Source organism: Capnocytophaga periodontitidis (assembly GCF_016126015.1).
GTDB classification, from domain to species: Bacteria; Bacteroidota; Bacteroidia; order Flavobacteriales; family Flavobacteriaceae; genus Capnocytophaga; species Capnocytophaga periodontitidis.
The window spans coordinates 61,651-70,940 of sequence record NZ_JAEFDB010000014.1; the positions used below are offsets into that span (position 1 = coordinate 61,651).

Annotated in this window: 9 protein-coding genes and 1 tRNA gene; all 10 read right to left on the reverse strand. The window is 38.5% G+C overall.

The window, feature by feature from the left end:
* Nucleotides 1-237 precede the first annotated feature (237 nt).
* The 10 genes from I7X29_RS13955 to I7X29_RS14000 all read right to left on the reverse strand — a co-directional run bounded on the left by I7X29_RS13955 (nucleotide 238) and on the right by I7X29_RS14000 (nucleotide 9,024).
* Nucleotides 238-696: a CopD family protein gene (locus I7X29_RS13955; RefSeq protein ID WP_198475544.1), complete on the reverse strand. Its 459-nt coding sequence runs from the start codon at nucleotides 694-696 to the stop codon at nucleotides 238-240.
* A 16-nt stretch (nucleotides 697-712) separates the two neighbouring features.
* A complete protein-coding gene (pth, locus tag I7X29_RS13960) occupies nucleotides 713-1,279 on the reverse strand; it encodes an aminoacyl-tRNA hydrolase (protein WP_198475546.1) in 567 nt (188 codons plus the stop codon).
* A gap of 10 nt (nucleotides 1,280-1,289) precedes the next feature.
* The gene (locus tag I7X29_RS13965) at nucleotides 1,290-3,419 is read right to left on the reverse strand and encodes a S9 family peptidase (protein WP_198475548.1); all 2,130 of its coding nucleotides are present in this window, start codon (nucleotides 3,417-3,419) and stop codon (nucleotides 1,290-1,292) included.
* A gap of 299 nt (nucleotides 3,420-3,718) precedes the next feature.
* On the reverse strand, nucleotides 3,719-3,946 hold the full coding sequence (locus I7X29_RS13970) for a uroporphyrinogen decarboxylase (RefSeq protein WP_198475555.1): 228 nt from the start codon (nucleotides 3,944-3,946) through the stop codon (nucleotides 3,719-3,721).
* Nucleotides 3,947-3,951: 5 nt separating this feature from the next.
* On the reverse strand, nucleotides 3,952-4,137 hold the full coding sequence (locus tag I7X29_RS13975) for a hypothetical protein (RefSeq protein ID WP_009412992.1): 186 nt from the start codon (nucleotides 4,135-4,137) through the stop codon (nucleotides 3,952-3,954).
* A 2-nt stretch (nucleotides 4,138-4,139) separates the two neighbouring features.
* On the reverse strand, nucleotides 4,140-4,709 hold the full coding sequence (gene lptC / locus I7X29_RS13980; protein WP_009412991.1) for an LPS export ABC transporter periplasmic protein LptC: 570 nt from the start codon (nucleotides 4,707-4,709) through the stop codon (nucleotides 4,140-4,142).
* Between the two features lie 6 nt (nucleotides 4,710-4,715).
* Nucleotides 4,716-6,056, reverse strand: a complete 1,341-nt coding sequence (locus tag I7X29_RS13985) for a hypothetical protein (protein ID WP_198467309.1) — start codon at nucleotides 6,054-6,056, stop codon at nucleotides 4,716-4,718.
* A gap of 12 nt (nucleotides 6,057-6,068) precedes the next feature.
* Nucleotides 6,069-7,343 (reverse strand): hypothetical protein, encoded by a 1,275-nt coding sequence (locus I7X29_RS13990; RefSeq protein WP_198475557.1) that lies wholly within the window; start codon nucleotides 7,341-7,343, stop codon nucleotides 6,069-6,071.
* Entirely contained in the window at nucleotides 7,336-8,112 is a 777-nt protein-coding gene (locus tag I7X29_RS13995) for a type III pantothenate kinase (RefSeq protein WP_198475550.1), read from the reverse strand. Before I7X29_RS13995 ends, I7X29_RS13990 begins: the two co-directional genes overlap by 8 nt.
* Nucleotides 8,113-8,950: 838 nt before the next feature.
* Nucleotides 8,951-9,024: transfer RNA gene (locus I7X29_RS14000), tRNA-Ile, on the reverse strand.
* Nucleotides 9,025-9,290: the final 266 nt, after the last annotated feature.

Genomic DNA, 9,290 nt, shown 5'->3' on the forward strand with positions numbered 1-9,290 from the left:
TCGTTTATTTATCAAAATCTATACGTTATAAAATTATCTTAAAGTAAAGGAAATGTTTAGATAGTTGTTATAGCTTGTTATTCAGAGGTTTAAAATATTTTTATACATAATTAGCAGAGGCAATATTACATATTTAAATACAAATAAGCAAGTACAGGTTTAAAAAAGAAGAGAGAAAGTGTGGTAGGGGAATAAGAAGAAAATTATGAGTATTACAAAATAAAAAGGGGATATGCTTTACTGCCATCCCCCTATTCTTACTAAGCTGCCGAGTATTACCATTAGTACCCCAATGAATGTTACACAGATGATATGCACCGCCATTTCTGGTAATTTGTTGAGCTGACCTTTGCGCAGTTTGGGCAATACCCTTGTTTGTGCCGAAATAGCAAAACAAATAGAGGTTAGCAAACAAATGAGTTTCAGTGATACTACGCGCTCAATAGGAGTAGCGAATGAAAACCAAGAACTGAAACCAGCGTTGTAGTCGTAAGCCATCAAAATACCTGTGATAACTAATACGGCAAGTGAGGGCATACCGATAGGCTCGTAAGTCTTCTCGAAATTGCCTATATAGCTGAAATCTTTGCGTTTAAGAGCTTTTGGCAAATAGCCGATAGCCAATACTAAGTGTCCGCCTACCCAAATGGTGGCAGCAATGAGGTGCAGAATGAGAATGAGGTGATGTGTGTACATAGTTAGGGGTCAGGGGTTACTTGTTATTAAAGGTGTTCATTGTGATATTAAGCCCTGATAAGCCAAAAGAAAGGACGGCTTCGGCAGATTTTTGTAAGCGTTCGGGGAGGAGGGTTTGCTCTTCGGGAGTCCATTCGCCGAGTACATAGTCTATTTGCCTGCCTGACTCAAAATTACTGCTAATACCAAAACGCAAACGCGCATATTGCTGGGTGTTCAGTTGAGCCTGAATATCTTTAAGTCCGTTGTGACCTCCGTCGCTACCTTTGCCTTTGATACGGATAGTGCCAAACGGAATATTCAAATCGTCGCAAATAACCAAAAGGTTTTCCAAAGGAATGTTCTCTTTTTCCATCCAGTAGCGTACCGCTTTGCCACTGAGGTTCATATACGTGGAGGGTTTCAACAATATAAAGGTACGCCCTTTCACTTTAATTTCGGCGAGGTCACCAAGCTTCTGAGTCGTGAAAGAAGCATTATGGTCTTTCACCAAAGTATCGGCTACAAGGAATCCTATATTATGACGTGTGTTGGCGTATTCAGCCCCTATATTGCCGAGGCAGGCTATTAAGTATTTTTTCATAGAATGATAATTACAAGTTGTTTGTTTTGATGTAATCTATAATTTGTTGAGTGAGGTGAATGCGGTCACTGCCTCTCACTCCGTGTCCGTGCATTGGGTAGATAAAAGTATCTATAAATTTATTTTTCTTGATAGCGTCACGAGTGATACTCATCAGGTGTTGAGGTACTACCACATCATCTATACTACCGTGAATGAACAACAACGGACGATTGAGGTGGTCGAGGTATTTGCCTACTCTACTGTTTTCATAGCCTTCGGGGTTTTCTTTTGGGGTATCCATATAACGTTCGCCATACATTACCTCGTAGTATTTCCAATCGGTTACGGCCCCTCCAGCTACAGCAGTGGTAAACACATCGGGGTGGCGTGTGATCAGGCTCGAAGCCATAAATCCTCCAAAGCTCCAACCGTGTACAGCTATGCGATTTCCATCGACATAAGGCAAACTCTTGAGGTAGTCTACCCCTTTGAGTTGGTCTTTTATTTCGATTTCCCCTAATTGGCGGTGGATAACACTTTCGAAAGCAAATCCTCGGTTTTTACTACCGCGATTGTCTAATGTGAAAACGATATACTGTTCGTTCTCTACGAATGAATGTAACCACAAATAAGTATCGGCTAACCATTCGTTTCTCACTTGTTGAGCGTGAGGGCCACCATATACATAAATGAGTACGGGGTATTTTTTGTTAGGATCTAAAGTAGTAGGTTTGTGCAACTTGCCATAAAGAGGAGTGCCGTCTTCAGCTTTTAGAGTAACAAACTCTGTAGTTCCTACAGCTATACCTTCCAATGGATTTTTGGCGGTGAACAAACGTTGCTTGCTGCCTTTATCGGTATCGATGAGGTCTATGTTTTTGGGGATGCTAATGCTGCTATAGCTATCTAACAGATAATTACCGCTATGGCTTAGCTGTACATTATGAGAGCCTGCTTCGGTAGTGAGGGCAGTTATTTTTTTAGGGTTTTTGAGCTCTATTTTGAAGGCGTGTTGCTCGCGCGGGTCGGCACCTGTACCTGTGATGAACACGTATTTACCTTGCGCATCGAAGCCTAAAATATCTTGTACTACCCATTGGAAATTAGTGATTTGCTTGATGAGTTTGCCATTGGTATTGTAGTGATATACATTGGTAAACCCGTTGCGTTCGCTCAGCCACAAGAACTCATCGGCTTTGTTAGGCAAGAAAACGGCAGGTTTTTCGGGTTCAACCCATTTGGCATTGCGTTCTTCAAAAATGGTATTTACTTTTTTACCTGTGTGCGTATCGTAGCGGTTGAGAGCGAAGTGATTTTGAGCGCGATTTACTTCGGCTAACAAAATATAACGTTCATCGGGACTCCAAGCTAAGTTTGTGAGAAAGTGTTCATCGGTGGTATCGATATTTAAGTACAGCACTTTTTGGTTTTGGAAGTCGTAAATCCCTACGGCAGCCTGCTCACTGGGCTGTCCTGCCATTGGATATTTTATAGATTTGAGCGTTGCGGGGGTAGTGGTGATATCTACTAAAGGATAATCGGCTACTTTGCTTTCATCTTTTTGATAGAAAGCCACATAGTTGCCTTTAGGAGAGAAGAAAATTCCTTTGTTGATACCAAATTCATTGCGGTGAATCGCTTTTCCAGCTACTATATTGGCATCGGTAAATGAGGTAATAGCTTTTTTATCGTTCTTTTCATCGGCGAAATACAAATTGTTATCTAAAGTATAAGCTACTACTTTAGCTTGAGGGTTGTATTCGGCATTTTCACTACCTTTAGGAAGAGCAATCGTTGCCAAAACCTGCTTACCTTCACCGTTATAGCGGTAGAAAGTATTTTCGGATTTGGTTACGATTTCATTTTTGTCAATCAGCAAGATATTGCCGTTTAGTTGCTCAGCGTTCATACTTGCTACTTGCTCCCCTTTTGGGTTAAAAATGAGGTATTTTCCGTCTTTGGTATAAAGGTATACATCACTATCTTTGAGCCAGCGTAGGTTCTCGAGAGTTTCGGGAAACAGGTAGCGGTATCCCATTGGATTAGAGGGGTCTTGCACGGCATAAAACACCGATTCGGCTACTGAGAGTTTGCGGTTTTGAGCAAGAGTTGAAAGGGAGAAAAAAGTTCCTAAAAGGAAAAGCGTTATTCTTTTCATAAAATAAAATATAGTCTAATAAATATTGGCAGCTGGTGCAGCTAGATTTCACGGAGTTTTCCTTAAATTAACGTGAGTTTGATGTAATTAATTATTAAATAATCAGCAAAATATTTTAAATCTCCCACGAATCACACGAATTTACACGAAATAAGGACTGTATAAAACTCTTTACTTTACATTATCTCACGAATTTTCACCTAACGGTGAATTATCTTGTGAATAGATTGTGATACAATGCTGTAAATCAATAATCTGTTATAATGCTAAATTAGTATATCATCGCTAACAACTAAAGTTTAGCAAAGCCTATTTTTCTTGTTTAATTCTCTCCAAATATACACGATTTGTACGACTACTAAAAAGGCATTGGGCAGAATTACGGGGATACTATCAATGAAATATCCATAAATTACAAAAAGAGCACACCCCACCAAGTTGGCAAGGCGTATGTACAAAAGGTTATCCTTAATAAGGAAGCTGAGCACTATAAAGAGTGAAGCAGCATAGCCGGTAATATTAATTATAGTCATTATCGTCTGCGGTTTTTAAGTCGGGTGTTGCGTCTGAGCCAAAACATAGCCAATGCGCCGAGTGTAAAGGCAATGTACATATACCACTGAGTGCGGTCGGGGGTATTATATAAGGCATACACTTGGTAGGCACAATAGAAAGCGATAGCCAGATAGGCATATTCAAAAAAGATACGTGCGTTCATAATTATTCATCTTTGTCGTCGATAGCCAAAATACCGGTAGTTTTATGGGCTTTAACGGTAGAGAATTTCTTATCGAAATCCATACCTATGCCATTGGTTACGGTGCCTTTGGCTTCATCGGTAAAACTAAATTCTTTATCGGTAAAAATCCAATCTTCTTTTTGATCCCAAAAGAGTTGTTCGGTTTTTAGGCGTTTGCCGTCGTAGGTAGTAAGTACTACATTGTTGCGCAGTTCTACGATATCTGAAGAAGGGTAGATGATGCCATAGCGCGCTTCGACGGTATTTTTATGTCGGGCTTGGTCGTAGAATTCCACTTTCACGCCGTCGGGGAATTCGGAATAAGGCATCCGTTGGTTTGTATAATCTTTGTTGAGAGGGCTTGTAACAACGGCAACTACTTTAGTAGAATCGGTATATACGAGTTTGAAGTTATAAGCTTCACCTTGAGGGAATTTTTTTTGGATACTGAGTTGTTGCAGGTTACGCATATCGTTGTTACACGAAAAAAGCATTGCCATACCTAATAGTACGGCAATACTTTTTACGATATTAAAAAAACTTTTTTTCATATAGCATTACAAACGTGGTACTACTACAGATTGTCCTATCCAGCATTTGAGGGTAACGGTTTTCCCTGCTAATCCAGATTCGAACACATCTACTTTAGAAGGAGCTAAAGCATCGTAACGGGCTGCTAAACTTTCCAAACCACCTTTGCGAGCTGTTTTGGCAGCTAACCAGTATACCGCTCTTTTTTCAAATGAAGTGCTACCGCATTCGTTAGCTGAGCTTGCATAGGCGTGAGCCATAATACGATAAGCATCAGAGTTTGAAGGGTTGTAAGTAAGCGCTTTTTGAGCATAGGCAACAGCGTTAGCTTTGCTGTGTTTAGAAGCGATACGGATGAGGAGTTTAGACTTCTTAAAGTTGTCGGTCTCAAGGTTTACCGCCTCGTTGTAGTACTGCATAGCTTTAGCAGAGTTACCAGATTTGTCGTTCATTACCCCTAAGTAATAAGCAGAGTTTGCTGATGGTTTTACTTGGTGCAATGAAGTTACTATCTTCACGAAAAGAGGGTCTTTAGTACAATCTTTATCGGACATTTTACCGGCAGCACGGCGCAACCATTCTTCGTTAGTTTTGTTAGCCTCATAGTTTTTAGTGTAAAGCGGGATGAGGTTGCTACAATCGGCGAGCTGACCCAATTTAGCATCGATACTTTCGGCAATAGTTTCGTAGTTATCGACACGTTTGCGGTTTGCTTCGAGCAATTTTTTGTCTTTTTCGTTGATTGTACCTGCTTCTTCTTGGGCTAAGTACTTGTTGATCTCTTCAGAAAGTTCATTTTTTTCGTCTTGAATTTTATCTGAAATGTTATCGTAGGCATCGAATACTTCTTGTAGTTCTTTCTGACCTTTTTCGTGCAAGGCAACTAACTCGGAGAAATACAAGTATAAGGCTTTTTCGTTTTTGAAATCGTTTTTGCCCTCAGTGAAAGCTTTGTGCAAGAGGTCGTAGATTTCTTGTTCAGAGCCAACTTTTTCGTCGAACATCAAAAGAGCTTGACGGATGCGCATTTCGGTAGCGTTGAAACGGGAAGCGAAATACTTGTTGTAATCGGTATACATTTGCAACAATTCTTTTACGAATTGTGATTTTTCAGCACCATTACTAGTTCTGATTTTATCCTGCAAGATGCGTTCTCCATAAGCAAAGGTAGCATAGTGTAGAGTAGGACATTGAGTATATACTTCTTTCCAAATAGGATACGCATCTTTATAGTTTTTCGCTTTAGCGTATTCGCTAAATATCGAAAGTTTCTGAGTGAGCTCAGGAGTATTACAGTTCTGAGCTTCGGCTTGAGTTGCAAAGAAAAAACCTGCAACCATTGTAGCTAATAAAATTCTTCTTCTCATTCTTGTTTGTTTTTATTGATACTTTGTTCGTTGGAACCACTTGTCGTTTAAAGTGAATCCTATTCTTAGGTTAAACTCATTTTCTTTTATCAAATTGGCATTAGTAGTACCACGTTTGCCATATTCAGCGACGAGGGTAAGGTTTGAAAATCCTTTTACAGGAAGACTTAGTCCAAAAGACGTGCCAAAATAATTGATGTTTTGTCCGTTGAGTACAATTCCGGTGTTCTCATAGCGCAAACCGACTCTGTAGGTAACTCTGTGCCAATAGCTTGAGAAGGAGTGATAGTTAGGAATCCAGAATCCACCAGCGGCGAGTTTGTAGCTATCTTTGTAACTTACATCGGTAGTGGTGAGGAAGGGATTTGAGAACTTACTATTATTAATATAGGTATATTCTAAACCAGCGAACCATTTTTGGTATTCACCTAATCCAAAGCCTACTTCTATTTGTGTGGGCAAGGTGAGTTTGGTATTTTTGAGTCCGGTAGCTTCTAAATCGAGAGCTCTGGTTTCGCGTACTGTGAGCTGAGCGCCGCTTCGTGAGGAGGCTACATAGCTGAGGGTAGAGATATTGCGTTGGTTTTCGGAGGAAAGTGTGCTTTGTGGGGTGTATACTAATGAGGTATATAATCGCAAACGGTGTTTTAAAGTTTCTTCGTAGTACAAACCGATATTGAAAGCCCCCCCTGTGAGGCGTGATTTACTGAACTCTTGAGTGTAGAACTCAATATTGTTTTGCTGGTATAGGTCGGTCATATCAATCGTTCCGAAATGATAGCGGAAAGAAGCGCCTAAGCTAAGCCCTCCATAGATTTGATAACCAGTAGATAAAAAGAATTGGTTGACATTTCCGTTACCTTCATACTGATAAACTCGGTTGGCTTTGGTGTTTTTAATTTTGTAGCCTACGGAAGAGTAGGGTACTAACCCAAATGACACTCCTAATTTTTCGACTATAGGGAAGCCGAGTGTAAAATAATTGAAGGAGGAAGATTGGGTATTGAGTTTTGTGTTATTTGTAACAATATTTTTGCGTTGCATTGTAAATCCAGCTGAAAAAGCGGTAAATTTTAGCTGAGAAAGAGCAGCGGGATTTTGTATATTTACACGGGTACTATCGGCATAAATACCCAAACCGCCCATAGCACTTTCTTCGGCTATTCCGCCGAAATTGCGTTCGCCTATGCCATAAAAGGAATAGGGAGACTCGGTTGTTTTTTGTGCAAAAGCAGCGTAAGTAGTTGTTAATAAGGCGATAATAAGTGTAATTAACTGTTTATTCATCATATTGTTTTAACTGTCCATTTATAGAGTGTTGCGTTTGTTTTTGGTATTCTAAAATATTATTCAAGCCCTCAAGTAACACAAATGAGTTGGCAAATATCGGTTTTTTTATTCTTTCTTGCAAATATTTTTGATTGCCTCCTGTGAGAATGACTGCTAAGTTAGCAAATTTTTCTTCGTATTGAACGATGACACCTTCGATTTCACGCACTACATTATTATAGACTCCTGAAAGCATACAACTCTCGGTAGTATTACCTATAAACTGTTCGTTATCAAAATCTTGTTGTTCTAAAAGTGGTAATTTAGAGGTAAATTGATGCATTGCTTTTAGTCGCATAGCAATTCCTGGGGCAATAGCACCACCAAGATATTCATTTTTTTGGGTAACCACATCAAAAGTTATACAAGTTCCTGCGCTGATTACCAGTATATTGCGATTGGGAAAAAGCTGCATTGCTCCAGCGATTAAAGCCAAACGGTCGACACCTAAGGTTTGAGGGGTAGCATATTTATTTACAAAGGGCAAAGGCATAGTGCTCGAGGCAAAAATCACGTGAGGTAAATATTTTTTTAAAAAGCTAAAACGCGTTTCGGCATCTGCTACAACCGAAGCGATAATCGCTTGTTGTACCTCGGTTAAATTGACCTCTTTCATCAATTTTTGCTGAAAATTTTCGGCTGTATAAGTATTAAAAAACACTTGCTTTTGAGCTTTAAAAAGCGCTACTTTTACGGCAGTATTTCCCTGATCGATAATGAGGTTCATAAAAAAGCTTTATTTACTGAAGAAAAGTTATATCAAAAAAAGTGCCAATTGAGGGAATTAGGGTAAAGTTAAAAAGACAGAAGGTGCTTATTTTATTACTTTTCAATCTTAATAGTAAAAAAATGTGTTATTTACTATTATTTAGGAGATAACACATTTATATAAAGGAATATAACATTGATTAAAACATAAATTCAAAAGATATTAACATTTTATTAAATTTTCACACTATGAAAACTTGTCCATTAACCATTCTTGTTGCAGTTGCGATAGTAATGTATTTTTTGTTGAATACATTTTTTTCTACTCAAAGGAAACTTATTTTAGAGAAGAGACTATTTCTGACAATTTACCTATTACTTTTGGTTCGGTAGTAGGTGTATTAGTATTAGAGCAATTGTTTGCTAAAGAATCTAATGGGAAAAGCCATAAAACAGGGAAAAACTAAGTTAACGTGAGTTCGGCGCAAGTAATTATTTAACAATCAGCAAAATATTTTTAATCTCCCACGAATTACACGAATTTTCACGAAATTGGGAGTGTATAAAAGTCTTTATTTTTAATTATCTCACGAATTTTCACCTGACGGTGAATTATTTTGTGAATATATTATGTTACAAGACTGTAAATCAATGTTCTGTTATATCGAACTGACGTTAAGTTAATAATAGTTTAAGTTTCCCACAAAATTCACAAATTTGCACAAAAATGAATTTTGAAAGACTCAGAAGGTATCGGAGAAAGGCTGATACGACACAAAATTTGTAAAATCAATTATGATAAACTATTATTAATAGAAAAAAGCCTTGAAAGAGATTGACTTTCAAGGCTTTTTTAGTGGTCCCAGTTGGGCTCGAACCAACGACCCTCTGATTATGAGTCAGATGCTCTAACCGACTGAGCTATGAGACCTATCTTTTCTTATAAGACGGGGCAAAAGTAGTACTAATATTTGAATTGTGCAAGTTTTTTTATAAAAAAAATAGCTCTCAAAATTCCACTATCAAGTGCAATTTTTAAATTACCTTTTGATTTCCATTTTTTTAGATATAATGGACAAAATAGAGGCCTTATAATTGGAGTCTTTTTGGGGAAGGTAGGAACTCAGAGCATCTCGGAGGGAATCGGAGGGGGTGCGAGGGTAGGGATAGGTAGGTATGAAATAAAAAAAGAGCAAT

Excerpts from the sequence above, each read along its gene's own strand:
- I7X29_RS13955 (WP_198475544.1), bottom strand. The coding sequence starts at position 696 with ATGTACACACATCACCTCATTCTCATTCTGCACCTCATTGCTGCCACC.
- pth (WP_198475546.1), bottom strand. The coding sequence starts at position 1,279 with ATGAAAAAATACTTAATAGCCTGCCTCGGCAATATAGGGGCTGAATAC.
- I7X29_RS13965 (WP_198475548.1), bottom strand. The coding sequence starts at position 3,419 with ATGAAAAGAATAACGCTTTTCCTTTTAGGAACTTTTTTCTCCCTTTCA.
- I7X29_RS13975 (WP_009412992.1), bottom strand. The coding sequence starts at position 4,137 with ATGAACGCACGTATCTTTTTTGAATATGCCTATCTGGCTATCGCTTTC.
- lptC (WP_009412991.1), bottom strand. The coding sequence starts at position 4,709 with ATGAAAAAAAGTTTTTTTAATATCGTAAAAAGTATTGCCGTACTATTA.
- I7X29_RS13985 (WP_198467309.1), bottom strand. The coding sequence starts at position 6,056 with ATGAGAAGAAGAATTTTATTAGCTACAATGGTTGCAGGTTTTTTCTTT.
- I7X29_RS13990 (WP_198475557.1), bottom strand. The coding sequence starts at position 7,343 with ATGAATAAACAGTTAATTACACTTATTATCGCCTTATTAACAACTACT.
- I7X29_RS13995 (WP_198475550.1), bottom strand. The coding sequence starts at position 8,112 with ATGAACCTCATTATCGATCAGGGAAATACTGCCGTAAAAGTAGCGCTT.